This window comes from Gracilibacillus thailandensis (assembly GCF_010994055.1).
GTDB classification, from domain to species: Bacteria; Bacillota; Bacilli; order Bacillales; family Amphibacillaceae; genus Gracilibacillus; species Gracilibacillus lacisalsi.
This window is the reverse complement of sequence record NZ_WJID01000024.1, coordinates 66,512-82,118: the sequence shown is the minus strand read 5'-3', so window position 1 is coordinate 82,118 and position 15,607 is coordinate 66,512. Positions and strand designations below refer to the sequence as shown.

Annotated in this window: 11 protein-coding genes; 1 reads left to right on the top strand and 10 read right to left on the bottom strand. The window is 38.3% G+C overall.

The window, feature by feature from the left end; all coding sequences use genetic code 11:
• The 3 genes from GH715_RS09375 to GH715_RS09365 form a co-directional block, all read right to left on the bottom strand.
• Positions 1 to 1,011 (bottom strand): Mur ligase family protein (locus GH715_RS09375; RefSeq protein WP_240469369.1); only part of this gene is annotated, 1,011 nt, incomplete at its 3' end.
• Positions 1,011 to 1,787 (bottom strand): alpha/beta fold hydrolase, encoded by a 777-nt coding sequence (locus tag GH715_RS09370; protein ID WP_163578567.1) that lies wholly within the window; start codon positions 1,785 to 1,787, stop codon positions 1,011 to 1,013. The genes GH715_RS09370 and GH715_RS09375, both read right to left, overlap by 1 nt.
• Before the next feature lie 173 nt (positions 1,788 to 1,960).
• Entirely contained in the window at positions 1,961 to 2,500 is a 540-nt protein-coding gene (locus GH715_RS09365) for a biotin transporter BioY (RefSeq protein ID WP_153835176.1), read from the bottom strand.
• A 164-nt stretch (positions 2,501 to 2,664) separates the two neighbouring features.
• On the opposite strand from GH715_RS09365, the gene GH715_RS09360 reads away from it, so the two are divergent.
• Positions 2,665 to 3,930: a LysM peptidoglycan-binding domain-containing protein gene (locus GH715_RS09360; protein WP_153835175.1), complete on the top strand. Its 1,266-nt coding sequence runs from the start codon at positions 2,665 to 2,667 to the stop codon at positions 3,928 to 3,930.
• A gap of 184 nt (positions 3,931 to 4,114) precedes the next feature.
• On the opposite strand, the gene GH715_RS09355 is transcribed toward GH715_RS09360, so the two are convergent.
• The 7 genes from GH715_RS09355 to GH715_RS09325 form a co-directional block, all read right to left on the bottom strand.
• Positions 4,115 to 4,270, bottom strand: coding sequence for a YozQ family protein (locus tag GH715_RS09355; RefSeq protein WP_153835174.1), 156 nt, complete (start codon positions 4,268 to 4,270; stop codon positions 4,115 to 4,117).
• Positions 4,271 to 4,307: 37 nt separating this feature from the next.
• Positions 4,308 to 5,762, bottom strand: a complete 1,455-nt coding sequence (locus tag GH715_RS09350) for a tetratricopeptide repeat protein (protein ID WP_153835173.1) — start codon at positions 5,760 to 5,762, stop codon at positions 4,308 to 4,310.
• Positions 5,763 to 5,778: 16 nt separating this feature from the next.
• Positions 5,779 to 6,468 (bottom strand): respiratory nitrate reductase subunit gamma, encoded by a 690-nt coding sequence (gene narI, locus GH715_RS09345; RefSeq protein WP_153835172.1) that lies wholly within the window; start codon positions 6,466 to 6,468, stop codon positions 5,779 to 5,781.
• A gap of 19 nt (positions 6,469 to 6,487) precedes the next feature.
• On the bottom strand, positions 6,488 to 7,117 hold the full coding sequence (gene narJ, locus GH715_RS09340; RefSeq protein WP_163578566.1) for a nitrate reductase molybdenum cofactor assembly chaperone: 630 nt from the start codon (positions 7,115 to 7,117) through the stop codon (positions 6,488 to 6,490).
• A 13-nt stretch (positions 7,118 to 7,130) separates the two neighbouring features.
• Positions 7,131 to 8,606, bottom strand: a complete 1,476-nt coding sequence (gene narH / locus GH715_RS09335; RefSeq protein WP_153835170.1) for a nitrate reductase subunit beta — start codon at positions 8,604 to 8,606, stop codon at positions 7,131 to 7,133.
• Positions 8,596 to 12,279: a nitrate reductase subunit alpha gene (locus tag GH715_RS09330; protein WP_153835169.1), complete on the bottom strand. Its 3,684-nt coding sequence runs from the start codon at positions 12,277 to 12,279 to the stop codon at positions 8,596 to 8,598. The genes narH and GH715_RS09330 overlap by 11 nt, the downstream gene beginning before the upstream one ends.
• 725 nt (positions 12,280 to 13,004) lie before the next feature.
• Complete coding sequence (locus tag GH715_RS09325) at positions 13,005 to 15,545, bottom strand: PEP/pyruvate-binding domain-containing protein (RefSeq protein WP_240469368.1); 2,541 nt, start codon at positions 15,543 to 15,545, stop codon at positions 13,005 to 13,007.
• Positions 15,546 to 15,607 lie beyond the last annotated feature (62 nt).

Below are 15,607 nucleotides of genomic sequence, written 5' to 3'. Positions count from 1 at the left end.
AGTAGTACCTTTTTGGTGAAAACGAATAGCAGAAGCTAGGTAGTCTGCTTCTTGATCATCGATTCCGAAATAAACTTTACGGCACTGATTTTTCGGGGTATAAGACATTATGTTTTGATCATCTCGATTGAGAAAAGCAATACCATCTGACGGCAATGTTTCGACAATTTCATATTTCGTTTTTTTAATGTTTTCAAGTGTCTTGAATGTTTCCAAATGCTGCTCACCAATAGCCGTTAATATCGCATATTTATGTCCTACTAATTCACAGATTTCTTGAATATTGCCAGGCTCTTTCGCCCCCATTTCGGCAATAAATACATCATGATATGGCTTTAAAGAGTTACGGATAGTAATCGTTACACCTATTTTTGTGTTAAAACTATTCGGTGTTTTTAATGTATTAAAATGTGATGACAAAATCGTATCCAAAATAAACTTGGTACTTGTTTTACCAAAACTACCGGTAATTCCGATTGTTTCGGTATTTTTGGCACTGTTGATCATTCGTTTTGCATCTTGATAATAATACTCTTTAATTCTATTCTCTATCGGTTTGTTAATAAGGTTCGCTAATAAAACAATAACATATGTGAAGATCGAACCTAGTACAATCACTAACCCAGCATAGCTTAACGGGTAATCATTCCAAATAAAATGCAAGCTAGTTGCGAATAAGAAAAGATAAATAATCGCAATAGTCGTAATCAGACGTTTGACACGCGCGGTAACAGCTAATTTTTTCTTTTCTTGTTTCGTTCTCGGCACGAATAGACCTAGCAATGCGATCACGAATATGAGCCAATTCCACTCCAAAAATAATAGTAGGGCGAAAATAAGTGCTAACCACTCATGAATAGGTACAACTTTTGACCAATGCTCTGTCATCCAACGCCATAATCGGTTGTTAAAGTAACTATTTAATTGCAGCATATGGATCGACTGTTTTACTCGAAAGAATGCATATACCATCCATAATACACTGACAATTGAAAATATAATCTGCATCATCAAACTGCTCCTTTATCCTCTTCTAAAAAAGTATCTACAATCACCGCGACACGACGTTTTTGTTCTAAAAACACATAATGGCCTGCATTCTCAATTAAAGCTAATCCTGCATTTGGAATTAACTTTTCCATCATTTTCGCATCTTGTACAGGCGTTGCCGTATCATTTGCACCCCAAATTAATAATGTTGGTGCTTTGATATTAGGCATATGGTGCTGTAGATCCTCGTTAACTACTTTACTTAATGTTTGCTGCATCACTCTAGATGCATTTTGATAATCCGAAGATCCCGCTTTACCACGGTATTTTGCAATGATTTCATCTTTATAACGATTTAAAATTGGCAAGCTTAACACTTTTTTCAGTGTTTTATACGTGTATACTTTTACATAATAATCTGCTTTACGCTTCGGTTTCACACCAGCACTGCCTATTAATATTATCTTATGTACATTATTCTGGTGTCGGTCTGCATATTTTATTGATATTCTTCCACCAAAAGAATGACCGATTAATATCGGATTATTTATATCTAACTTTGCTAAAAACTGCTCAAAGAAATCTGTGTATCTGCCTACATCCCATGCTTCAGGTGGTTCATCACTTTGACCAAAGCCAGGAAAGTCCAAGGACGTAACCTGAAAATGAGCACTTAAACTATTTTGTAAATCCTCAAACAAATCGAGGCTCGTTCCCCAACCATGAAGCATAACGACAGGACGACCCTCACCAGTTTGTTTATAATGTATTTTTAATTGGTCAATTTCTGTAAACACGAATGAACGCTCCCTTATTAATCTCAGCTTATAATTTTCGAACATTACTTCTACTATATGACGCAAAAATGTTATTTAGAAAGAAAAATTTCACATCCATTATCATACCATAAAACAAGACAGAGGGACAGATTTAATGTACCGATATCAGCCCATTAACCTGTCCCTCTTATCTACAATAAATTTGCCTTGGTTAATCTATTCCTTATCATAATTCCAAGCCAGCTTGCAAGAATGGCTTTGATGATTCCTACGATTAGGAATGGATATACGCCTGAAGCCATTGCTGCACTCCAACTTAATTCTGCCACGAATTTAAGCTGCGTCATGCCAAATGCCAAGGTAACAAACATTCCCACAATATTTGCGATCAATGCCATTCTGAAATTGAAGGATGTTTTTTCTAAAATGAATCCAGTTATGTACGCAGTCGCAATAAAGCCCAAAATGTAGCCTCCGGTCGGCCCGACTAAAACTTGCGGTCCTCCTGATAAACCAGAGAATACTGGAAGACCGATCAGACCGATTAACAAGTAGCCAAACATCGAAAGCGCGCCAAGCTTGCTACCGATAATCGTTGCTGTCAATCCTACTGCTAAGGTTTGTCCACTGAATGGAACAACCCATAATTGTACTTGTAATTGCGCTAAAATAGCTGTAATTGCCGTGAAAATACTTGCTAAAATAAGTGCTCGTAATTTACTAGAATACATGATTCTCTCCCTTTCGTTAACCATTACAAAATAAAAGTTAACACAAAAACTTAAGAGAGACAACTATATTTTTCAAGCAGATGAGACTAGCAACGATTCATTAAAGTTTTTAGTTCTAATTCATAAATGGAGGACCATACACTAGGAACAAGGGGTGAAAACGAATGACCGTTCATGTTGTCCAAAGCGGAGAATCTTTATGGCAAATTGCATATCAATACCAACTTTCGGTTTCTACTATTGTTGAAGTGAATGGTTTGTCTAATCCGGATAGTATCATACCTGGTCTAGCTCTTTATATTCCAGAAGGACTTAATGGTCAGCTGAGACCTTATATCGTCAGAAGAGGAGACACGCTTTGGCAGTTGGCTAATCGTTTTAACACCACAGTAGAAGCAATAATACATGCAAACCCCATAGCAGGACCAGAACAATTATATATTGGTCAAAGACTCTTGATTCCAACATTATTGAAGCCTCAAATAGAAACATTAGGATTTATTGTTCCTTACTCCCCACAAACCTTTTTACCTATTCTTCAACATTTATCTGATATGCTTACATATTTAGCAGTTGTATCTTATTCATTTACTTCAGAAGGCAATGCCTATGTGTTATTAGATGATACAGAGATCGTAAGAGAAAGTAACCGGCTCGGTGTTACCCCACTATTAATGATTCGTAACTTTACCTCGGAAGATTTTGATGCAGAGTTAGCTGGGAACGTGTTGGCTAATCCCGTTTATCGGAGAAATTTAATCGATAGTTTATTACAGTTTATTCATGACAAAGAATATGGCGGAGTTTCCCTGGATATAGAATTTATTCCTCCTGCACAAAGAGATAATTTTAATACATTTTTGAATGAATTAAAAACCGCTCTTGGTACGCTTATTCTACATGTTAATGTACATGCAAAAACAGAAGATTTGCCAACAAACCCGATTGTAGGAGCCTATGACTATCAGGCAATTGGAGCGATTGCAGACGTGGTAGCTGTTATGACCATTGATTATGGATATCCAGGCGGTCCACCCGATCCAGTAGCTCCGTTGTGGTGGATGTACGAGGTTGTCCGGTATGCAACAAGCTTAATTGATTCTCGTAAGCTACAAATCGCTTTTCCTTTGTATGGATATGATTGGCGAGTAACCGATAATACGACCGCTGCTTTATCAGTTATAGGTGCCCAAAACCAGGCAATCTCTGCTCAAACAGTAATTGCCTTTGATCAGGTTGCTGCCTCACCGTGGTATCGATATTGGGAAGAAATGGAGGAGCATATCGTTTGGTTTGAGGATATTAGGAGTTATCGGGAAAAATATCATGTAGTCGATCAGTATCAATTGCTAGGTGTAACATACTGGCAATTGAATTTGCCGGCACCACAGAATTGGAATTATTTAAGTAATCATTTTATTATTACATAGACGCTAACCACCTTCCTCGGACAGCTGGTTCAGTTTCTTGGATAACTGCGTTTATTCAAGGAAGAATGATTTTTTCCCAAGACAAAAAACACGAGCATCCAAATTGATGTTCGTGTTTGGTCATAAATCAAATACTTGTATTAAAGCTGTTAGTCTTCATATTTCCCCGGAAACAACTTACTTTTTATTCAGTCTGTTCTTCGTCGTTGTCTCCGTCCATATAGCTATCAGACACTTGTTCGTGTGTTTCGGCTAAACCTTTGCTCATTTGATCATTTCGTTTATAATCTTCTACCTCATAATTTCGTTCTGCAATTTTGGAATTCTTTTTTGGATCCATACTATCACCTCACCTATAGCATGAACCCACTTGCCAATTATATACTCTTTTTATTGAATTGAATTAATTTATGTTCGTACTGATATTGTTTTTTCGGTTGATTGGTTTCTTTATAAAACTCTATTAATGCTAAATAGGCTTCTTGTTTAATCGCTTGATCATTGACTTTTTCAATTGTCTCGGCACCAAGTTCATAATATTTTTCAGCTTGCTTTATCTCCCCTGCTTGATAATAGCTATAACCTAGTCTAATGGCCGTTAACCCTTTCTCATTGTGGCAATTGGATCCTAGCTTTTCATAAATCGAAAGTGCTTCATGATAACGTACAATCGCATTATCTACATCAGCTTGCATTAGAAAGTTATAAGCGATGGCTTGTAATGTATTGGCATACGCTAATGTTCGCATTTTATCTTTTGCTTCTAGACCTTGTAAAAAGTCTGTAAACATATCCAAGGCTTGGTCATATATTTCTTGTTTAGAATAAATCTTTCCTAAAGCATATAAAAACTGCATGCGAATCTTTGGATATTTATCTGATAATGGTAAACCTACTTCTAAAAATCGCTTTGCTTTTTGATCTTCGCCCATTTTTAACGAAATCGTACCTAATTTAGAATACAAAAACACGACAAGAAAATGGTCTTTTTCATACTTTTGATTGATAATCTCCAAAGCCCGCTCATAATATTTCACTGCACGTGGAAATGCTGTAAGATTTTCTTCAATCTCTGCAAGCAACATAAATCCTCTTACAGATAATGGATGCTCTGTATTCACCAGTTTTACAGCATGATCAATAATCCGGCGAGCCTTTTTTAAATCAATATGAAAGTGCAGCTCTCCTGTTTTCATCAATAGTGTCGCTTTACCCTCATCTGAAAGCAAGGTGTCCTCTCTAGCGATGATGTTATCAAACAATTGAATCGCTAGTTCCGGTTGTTCCAAAGCGACATAGATATCAGCTAACTGATCGGTAACCTTCATTACCATTGGATCAACTGGTTCTAACTCTTCTAACAGTAGTTTTCGAGCCTGTTCCATTTGGGTGTGGGCCTGATGTAGTTCTTCTTCTTGATAAAACAACCAGCCGATCCGTTGATAAACAAGGGCAATCTCAGTATGATCCGCTTGTTTCTTTTCAAGATATTGCAGTACCTTTGCTAATGTCATTCTTGCCTGACTAAATTGCTTAATCTGTTCATCCAATTTGGCAAAAGCAAGATGTGCCTGCAGCCAAATTTCTTCCGCTTCCTTGTCACGATAACGGTGCTTGATCGCTTGTTGAAAATGATGAGAAGCTAAGGAATAGTTTTTCTCTGCCTGATAAAATAAAGCTACTGTGTGATGAAGAAATAGAAGTTCAGCATTAGACAATTCCTCTATTTTTTTCAACTGTTGTTCGATTTCCACCACTTCTCGTTGTACCAAATGCTGTTGACCTTGTTGGATTTTTTCGATTATGGTATTTGCTTTTTGCTTCCATTCCATTTTTTATCACACCTTTTTAAGCTTTTCGAACTTGTTTTTTGTAAATCACATAACTTCTTGACAAGTAACGTATAGGGAAACTGAACACATGCATCATTCTTGTGAACGGCCAAATCGATGCAAAAGCATAATTGGCAAGCAGGTGAATTTTAAACCAAACAGGGACTTCCGCCATTAGATGCGGATCAATCCGAAATATGAATAATCCTCTAAACCAAGGTGCTATTGTTGTTCGATAGTCAAACCCATGTGAATCGACATTCAAAAACGTTGCTGATAAACCTGACACGACAACAATCATTAAAAAGAATAATACGGCCCAATCGCCTTTGGATGTTGTTTTTTTAATCCGTTGTACACTTAAACGACGATAACAGAGTAAAACAAGACCGATCACTGCTGCAATACCTGCTGGAATACCAAATGCAAGTGCGATAATATGGTACTGATGCTCGGTAACACCGAATGATTCATAAACAGTTACAGGGACTAATATTCCAAGAAAATGACCACCTAAGACAAACAACATTCCCCAATGAAACAAAGTCGAGCCGATTCGCAAATGTTTTTTCTCTAAAAATTCACTTGATTTGGAAGACCAGCCAAACTGATCCTTTTGATAGCGATAAATATGACCACCAATGAATATGGTTAACACGATATAAGGAAGGATTCCCCATAGAATCCAATCGATGGAGGCACTCATTGTTCTGCTCCTTTCTCCTTTAACTTAACTGATTATTTATTAATTGTTCACGCATCGATTGCATGATCCGAACATCTTCTAAAGACAATGGCTTTTCTTCTACAGTTAGCGCTTCTTCCTCTACTTCCAACCCTTCAGCCTTTATCAATGTGATCAATGCGTTTAATAAAAGATGATAAGCACTATCGAATTTGACTAACTTATTTTTCGTTTCCACAATCGCTGCGACGTGTTTTTCTAATAACTCGAGCCTTACTTCTTTTCTTACTTCCCCACAAAATTCGAGCATTAAAGGCAAGAAATCAGGAAGTTCTTTATCCATTACGTCAAAACCAGCCGCTTCATAAAATTTCTTCAGCTTTAATAGTTCTAAACCTCTTTCTTTTTGTTCCCCAAGCTTTAAATAAGTCATATATAAGTTAGAAGTTTTGCCGAAATCAAATACTTCGATATAATGTTCCACCCATTGATCCTGATCCCATTCAGAGATAGCATCGAGAAAAACTGTGAGCGACTTTTTAATGGATAGTTCCTCGATTTCAGCAACAAATCGTTGTGCTTCTTCAACCGCCAACCTATGCTCTTCCGTTGGGTAGCGAAGTAAAAAGCTGATTAACTGATAGGTGGAAGATATCACTTCCTGTTTCATACTATTTCCCTCCTTAGGACAAGACGCCACAGCTTCCTGGTCCACCAGCAAAGTCAAGACCACATGCACCTTGATCCTCATATAAATCACGAACATCTTCACGGTGGCTTTTTGGAATTACAAAACGATCATCATATTTGGCAATTGATAATAAACGGAACATTTTTCTTGTTTCTTCTTTCGTTAAACCTAATTCCTTCATGATCTCTTCATCAAAAGCTTTTCCTGTTGTTTCTGCTCGCATAAAACTTCTCATTACCGCCATTTTTTTCAGTACAGTCCGTATATGATCCGTATTTCCGGCTGTTAAAAGGTTGGCAAGATACTCAATGGGAATACGCATATTATCAATGGCAGGGAAAATATCGTCAACGTCTGCAATACTGCCTTTTCCTTCAATTACGTTCATCACAGGGCTTAGTGGTGGAATGTACCATACCATTGGCATTGTGCGGTATTCGGGATGTAAAGGTAATGCGATTTTCCAATCCATAATCATTCGATAAATAGGTGACTCTTGTGCAGCCTCGATCCAGTCATCATGGATACCATCTTTTTTCGCTTGTTTGATCACCTCTGGATCATTTGGATCTAAAAATATTTTTAATTGTTCTTCATATAATTTATCTTCATCTTCAACAGATGCTGCTTCTAATACGCGATCTGCATCATATAACATGACACCGATGTAGCGGATACGACCAACACATGTTTCAGAACAAATCGTCGGCTGCCCATTTTCAATCCGCGGATAACACATTGTACACTTTTCTGCTTTATTTGTTTTCCAGTTAAAATAGACTTTTTTATATGGACATGATGTTACACAATGACGCCATGCCCGGCACGCATTTTGATCCACTAATACAATACCGTCTTCATCTCGTTTATACATTGCACCTGATGGACATGAGGAAACACACGGTGCATTAATACAATGCTCGCAAATTCGTGGAAGATACATCATAAAGACGTCTTCGAACTCCGTTTTGATTGATTCTTCCATTTGCTCAACATTAGGGTCACGCATACCTGTTATATGACCACCAGCCAAGTCATCTTCCCAATTCGGTCCCCATTCCAGATCCATAAACTCACCAGTGATAGCTGATTTTGCACGAGCTACCGGTTGATGTTTACGTTCTTCGGAATTCGTTAACTTTTCATAATCATAGTTCCAAGGCTCATAGTAATCATCAATAGTTGGTTGATATGGATTATAAAAAAGGTTCATCAACCGTTTTGTTTTGGAACCTGACTTTAATTTTAATTCTCCCTTGCTATCTAGCTCCCAACCGCCTTTATAATGGTCCTGATCTTCCCAGCCTTTCGGATAGCCGATACCAGGTTTTGTTTCGACATTATTAAAGTACATATATTCTGCACCCGGACGATTTGTCCAGGTATTTTTGCACGTTACACTGCATGTATGACAACCAATACATTTGTCTAAATTCATGACCATCCCGATTTGTGCTTTAATCTTCAAGCCAATCAACCTCCTCTAGTTTGCGAATGACAACATGTAAGTCACGTTGATTTCCTGTCGGTCCATAATAGTTAAAGCCGTAACTAAGCTGTCCGTATCCGCCAATCATATGGGTAGGTTTCATATGAATTTTGGTTGGACTATTATGAGTACCTCCGCGATTTTTCGTTAAGTTGGTTCCAGGTACGTGAATATGACGGTCCTGTGCATGATGCATAAATGCCATCGTCCTCGGAATCCGGTGTGAAACAACTGCTCTGGCAACGACCACACCATTACGGTTAAAGCATTCGATCCAGTCATTATCTTCAATACTAGCCTCACTTGCATCATCTTTGTTAAGCCAAATAGTTGGACCGCCTCTGAATAAGGTCAGCATTGGCTGTGCATCGTAATACATACTGTGAATCGACCATTTGTTGTGTGGAGTCAGGTAATTTAACGTTATTTCTTTCCCTTCCACTGGCGGACGGTCCTTCTTAAACGGAGTATGGTGAAGCATTGGTTTATACGTCGCCATTTCTTCTCCAAATTCTTTCATCATTTCGTGATCTACAAAGTATGACTGTCTTCCGGTTATCGTACGGAACGGAATTAATTTTTCGATATTGGTAGTAAAAGGTGAGTACCTTCTGCCACCTTTTTCTGAGCCGCTAAATGCCGGGGACGTAATTACTGTTTTAGGTTGTGCATTAATTTGTGCAAAGGTAAACAGTTCTTCCTCACGTTCTTCTGCTAAATCCTTCAGCTCTAAGTTTGTTTGTTTTTCTAATGCTTCCCACGCTTTCACGGCTACTTTACCGTTTGTCGTTGATGACAGACGTAATATTGCTTCACATGCATCGCGAGCATCGGTGATATTAGGTAAGCCTTTTGATATACCTTCCTCTTCTACTTGGCCGATCGCATGCATCGTTTGTTCATATTCCTTTGCCATGGACCAGTTGATTCCTTTACCACCGTAAGGATTTTTCGCAATATTATCTCCCAGTGAAGTGAACTTTTTATATAGTTGTTTATAATCACGTTCTACGACATGAACATTTGGCATAGTTTTACCTGGAATTGGTTCACATTCACCTTTTGACCAGTCTTTGATTTCACCTAACGGTTGTGCAATTTCTTGTGGTGTATCATGTTGTAATGGGCTTGTGACAATTTCCTTAAATGCTTCAAAACCTACTTCTTCTGCTAAATCAGAAATCCCTTTTGCTAATGCTTTGAAAATATCCCAATCCGATTTTGCTTCCCATGGTGACGAAATTGCTGGATTGAACGGGTGTACAAACGGGTGCATATCGGTACTGGATAAATCGTGTTTCTCATACCATGTTGCTGCTGGCAAAATCACATCGGAATAAAGACCAGTTCCTGCCATACGGAAATCTAAGTCAACCAGTAAATCTAACTTTCCTTCTGGTGCTTGATCACGCCACTGTATTTCTGATGGCCGTAAGCTGTCTTGATCATCATTTAATAATCCATGATCTGCGCCTAGTAAATGCTTTAAGAAATATTCATGACCTTTTCCCGAGCTAGAGATTAAATTGGCTCTCCAGACAAAAAGGGTTCTTGGATAGTTGACCGGATTGTCCGGGTCTTCTATGGAAAATTCTAGTTTTTTCTCTTTTAATTGCTCGGCCACATATTTACCGATTTCTTCTTGTGTTTGATTACCAGCTTTCACCGCATCTTCGTATACTTTCGTACTGTTTTGCTTAAATGTTGGATAAGATGGTAACCAACCTAGCCTTGCTGCTAACACATTATAATCAGCTGGATGTTCGTATCTTGCCTCGTCAACCGTTTTGGCTGTTAACTCATTGATCGATGTTTCTTCATAGCGCCATTGATCCGTTGCAAAATAGAAAAAGGATGTTCCGTTTTGTAGTTTCGGCGGTGCTTGCCAATCTTTTGCGGTGGCTATCGTGTTCCATCCTTCGGCAGGGCGTAACTTCTCCTGACCGACGTAATGTGCCCAGCCCCCGCCGTTTACACCTTGAGCACCAACCATGATCACCAGATTGACAACTGCTCTGTAAATCGCATCGGAATGGAACCAGTGGTTAATGCCTGCTCCGACAATGATCATCGAGCGGCCATTGGTATCAATCGCATTTTGCGCAAACTCACGAGCAATTTTGGTTACTAGATTTCGATCGACACCAGTAATTTTCTCTTGCCATGCCGGTGTGAAAGCTTCGATCTCATCATAGGATGAAGCAACATCACCGCCAATGCCACGGTCAATACCATAATTGGCGAGCATTAAATCATAAACCGTTGTAACATACTCGATTTTCCCATTGATTGCTACTTGTTTCACCGGAATGTTACGCTTCATCGTTGATCTTGTATTGGCATCGAAATAGGCAATCTCTACTGTTTTGATTGTATCCTCGATGCCTAAAAAGCCGAGAACTGGTTCGATCTTTTCCCCATTCCGTTCATCAATTAGCTTGAGGTTCCATTTGCCCTCTTTATCCCAGCGACTTCCCATCGTTCCTTGTGGCAAAGCGAAATCTTCTGTTAAAGCATTGTACATTAATGGCTTCCATTCACTATTGGTCGTTTCTAGTGCTAAATCCTTCGCATGTAGAAAACGGTCGGCAATATAGTTGTCTCCTTTTTGTTTTAATCTGACGGTAAAAGGAAAATCAGTATATTGTTTAGCATAGTCTTCAAAATATGGCGTGCGATTTTTTTGATAAAACTCATTTAAAATCACGTGTCCCATCGCCATCGCAACAGCACCATCTGTACCTTGTTTCACCGACATCCAATCATCTGCAAATTTGGTCGATTCAGCATAATCCGGACTTACGGACACTACTTTTGTTCCTTTATATCGTGCTTCTGCCAAAAAGTGTGCATCTGGTGTACGGGTTAGCGGTACGTTTGAACCCCAAGTCATAATATAACCGGAATTGTACCAGTCAGAGCTTTCCGGTACATCTGTTTGATCTCCCCAAATTTGCGGAGATGCTGGTGGTAAGTCTGCATACCAATCGTAAAAACTAAGCATTGGTCCACCGAGCAATGACATAAAGCGACTTCCTGCTGCATGACTAACCATGGACATCGCCGGAATTGGTGAAAAACCGATGTTACGATCTGATCCATATGTTAACGTTGTGTATAATACAGATGCCGCTACTAATTGAGTAACTTCTTGCCAATCGGCACGGACTAAACCACCTTTGCCTCGAGCACTTTTGTACATTCTTGCTTTTTCCGGGTCCTCCACGATACTCTTCCAAGCATCTAACGGATTTTCATGTATCTGTAAAGCTTCACGCCATAACATTAATAATTTTTTTCTGACATAAGGGTATTTAACACGCAGCGGACTGTAAATATACCAAGAAAAGCTTGCTCCTCTTGGGCAGCCACGTGGTTCAAAGTCTGGCATGTCTGGTCCTGTAGAAGGATAATCAATTGACTGTCCTTCCCATGTTACAATGCCATCTTTTACAAATATATTCCAGCTACAAGAGCCCGTACAATTGACACCATGTGTAGAGCGAATCACTTTGTCATGCTGCCACCTTCTGCGATAGACATTTTCCCAATCCCGATCACCTTCCTGTAATTGGCTATGATTGTTTGCATATTTTTCTTTTGGTTTTAGATAATTCATACGTTGCCATAATGGAGATTTTTTGTTTGACATCTTGATCCCTCCGTGTTCCCATTCTCTATTGCTTATGTTCATTAAATCACGAACACACCAATACAAGGTGTGAACAAAATCACACCAGACCGTGACGATTTTGTGACAAACACCGAGATATCAAGGTTTGGTGAATATTTATACATTTTGATTGAAAATGTTTGAAAAGTTTATGCAGTTGAAGTAAATATGTAAAGGTGGGATTCTTACTTTGCTATCTTAATGATTCGTTTTACGAACAAAACTTCTAAATGAAACTGTAAGATTTCCCGGTAAAGTTGGATTAACAGGGAAATCTGTCATTAAAAGTGAACGGTTTTCCCGGTAATGATTCGTTTACCAGGAAATCTAACAATTTAAATGTGAGGTTTTCCGTGTAAAAAGTTAGTTTATGAAAGTTCGATGAATGCTTTAGTTTACCTCTTTTAAAGAGATAACTTTTTTATGACGCAGCTGTTTATTGCGAAATGGGACATGTTTATTGCGAAACTCTCCTTCTTTGCAATATAACTAGTTTTTTGCGCCTACATAGACATCTCCATTTAAACTTCCCATAAAATGCTTACAGACAAAACTCCATAAGAAAATCCTACAGCAAAAAACTGTAGGATTAACATTACGAGTTATTGAGCACTTTTCAAAATCAGAAAAAAGCTTGTTATAATTTTACTGGAGTTTTCCAATTTCAGTGATACAATCACCAGTCTTTATATTATAGCGTAATACTATCTACACAATAATTTCTGCTTCACAATGTCTGATAGTAGTTCCATCCCCGTTACTTTACTAACGTGGATCACTTCTTCCGGAATTGTCGGAGTTTCTACCCAATTCGTTAAGATGTTTTCCCGGCTTGTCACGTAAGAAGGTTCAAAACGAACCCCTTCTTCTCCATCAAAAATAGCGGCATAAAAAATATCTGATTCAACAATATCTTGAAAGAAGTGACTACCATAGGATAATTCCGGCATAAAACCTTTTTCTTGCGAGGAGACCTCACAGATAGCAGACACATGTTGAATTTCTGAAAAGTGAACCGGAACACCTAGAGATGGTGTGGACGTCCCCCATCGTCCAGGACCAACCAGAAAAACACGTTCATTTTTGAGATCTCTTGTTATTTTACCTATGGTGCGTGCCACACTGTATTTATCTTGTTCACTTAAATCGAGGTAACCATCCATATCTACATAAATACAATAATCGATTGGAATACGTACATTACCTCCCATAAAGCTACCCTCTGTTTGTATAAAACAGGCTTCATCTGGTTTTATTTCTGGTATTTCTACTGATTGCCCCAATCCTTTGGTTTGCAATGGTCGACATTGGACAATGTTAATCTTAAAGTCATCTTTACCACGGAAATTAGCGGTAAACTCTACATCGACAGGATAATCATAAACACGCGCTATTTCTGCTAAAATTTCTCTCATCACTTCTGGAAATGTAGAATTTTTTAATAAGTTTTTAAAATCGAGAATATATGGTGTCGGCATATTCTTATACCCTAAATCCTTCAAACGAAAAGCTGTTTCGGTATCAATCGAGGCGAACAAATTACGCTCGACATCCCATACATTGGCTATTGCCTCATCAACCTTCACACTAGTCAATTGATTTTTCGACATTGATAAAACGTCGACTCCATGCTGCGAAAATTTCTTCAAATCATCCATATGCATTAACGGCTTCCGTGTCGGTTGATCCAATGTAACAATTTTGGCATAGTCATCAACGGTTCGGTCCACTGCTCTAGTACCCAATCCGAACACTAAACGAATCATACCTGCATCCATATCAACGCTTTTGTCCCATACATACAGGTTGGAAGAGTTACCAACTCCAGCAACATGCGGGAAGAAATTATCTTCATAATGATCACCAGATACTCGCTGAATCAAAATTGCCATTTGTTCATCTTTTTCGAATAACCCACGATTCATTCGATATTCCAGTGCATCTTCATTCATTGTACTGGCGTATACAATACGGATCGCATCTTCTAATGCCTTATAACGCTCTTCCGGTGTGCCCTGATTCACACAAAAGACGCTATCGTATTTTCCAGCAAACGCATTTCCGAAATTATCTTCCAACAACGAACTGGAACGAATAATAATCGGGGATTGACCGAAATATTCGAGCACCTGGACAAATTGTTCCTTAATGTTGGCAGGGAATTCTCCATTTAGTAATTTCTCTCGTAGTTCCCTTGCATACGTATAATAGCCTTCTTTCGTTTTCTGTTTAACACGCAATTTCCATCCACCATTTTGCACAATATAGGTATAGAAAATATCAGATCCAATATAAAAAGAATCATGTGCTTCCATATATTTTGCAAAGCGATTCTTTTTGTCTTCTTTTAATATTTTTCTAGCTAACAGCATCCCGACACTTTTTCCACCAATAAACCCTGTACCTACTTCTCTAGAAGCAATTGTTAATATGTCTTGTAATGTAAAGTATTGATCACATAAATCAAACATTCTCGATTTTTCACCAATTAACAGAGTCATCAATAATCTTTTTGTTTTTTCTTGCGTCACCTGATCTTTTCGTAAGTCGTCATGTGCTCTTGAAAAAATAACATCCCAATAATCCATTCGTTCTTCTACACGATTGATATTAGAAAATAAAGCAGATGCCTCTGCACTTGCTGTAATACTTTTCACCCGCTCATCTTCAATTAAATGAGGGAAAAACATTGTAGGGGAGTAGCGTTGCCATACTTTTAACGGATGAATATAATGTTTGCCATCAACTTCATACAAATCTAACAAAACTTGTGTAGTTTCACGTATTCGGGCGATCGTTGCATACGTATGAACATTCCGGTTAATCGCAAAATATGCTACTGTATCTAATTCATATAAATAAGGACAGCACACTTTGAAAAAGTTGCCGATCATTAAATCCGAACACCAACTTGATAATAAATCCGTCAAACTATCGAATACATAAAACGTTTTAAATCCTTCATTTTCAATTAACCGATGAATTTCGGTAGCAAAGCTTTCAAATCCTTTTTTAGCATCCACATTGTACTGTTGAACTTCTTCTCTATCGACCAATGGTTCATGTTTACCGAAGCGTACATAGATTACTTTTCGACCATCTCGTAAAGCTTTGTCAACATACGGAGTAATAATATCTTTATAGGCATGAATGTTATCCACTTGCCATACTACATTATCTCCTAGTCTCAGCGAGTCAATCGTCTTATCGAACCCAGGAATTCCGGTGGATATTTTTAATTCCATTTCCATCTTGATCACCAACCACTTCTTTAAATACCTTATATTCTAATTATAACATCATATCA

Bases quoted from the DNA above. Each gene is read 5' to 3' on its own strand.
- GH715_RS09365 (WP_153835176.1), bottom strand. From the start codon at position 2,500: ATGTATTCTAGTAAATTACGAGCACTTATTTTAGCAAGTATTTTCACG.
- GH715_RS09360 (WP_153835175.1), top strand. From the start codon at position 2,665: ATGACCGTTCATGTTGTCCAAAGCGGAGAATCTTTATGGCAAATTGCA.
- GH715_RS09355 (WP_153835174.1), bottom strand. From the start codon at position 4,270: ATGGATCCAAAAAAGAATTCCAAAATTGCAGAACGAAATTATGAGGTA.
- GH715_RS09350 (WP_153835173.1), bottom strand. From the start codon at position 5,762: ATGGAATGGAAGCAAAAAGCAAATACCATAATCGAAAAAATCCAACAA.
- narI (WP_153835172.1), bottom strand. From the start codon at position 6,468: ATGAGTGCCTCCATCGATTGGATTCTATGGGGAATCCTTCCTTATATC.
- narJ (WP_163578566.1), bottom strand. From the start codon at position 7,117: ATGAAACAGGAAGTGATATCTTCCACCTATCAGTTAATCAGCTTTTTA.
- GH715_RS09330 (WP_153835169.1), bottom strand. From the start codon at position 12,279: ATGTCAAACAAAAAATCTCCATTATGGCAACGTATGAATTATCTAAAA.
- GH715_RS09325 (WP_240469368.1), bottom strand. From the start codon at position 15,545: ATGGAATTAAAAATATCCACCGGAATTCCTGGGTTCGATAAGACGATT.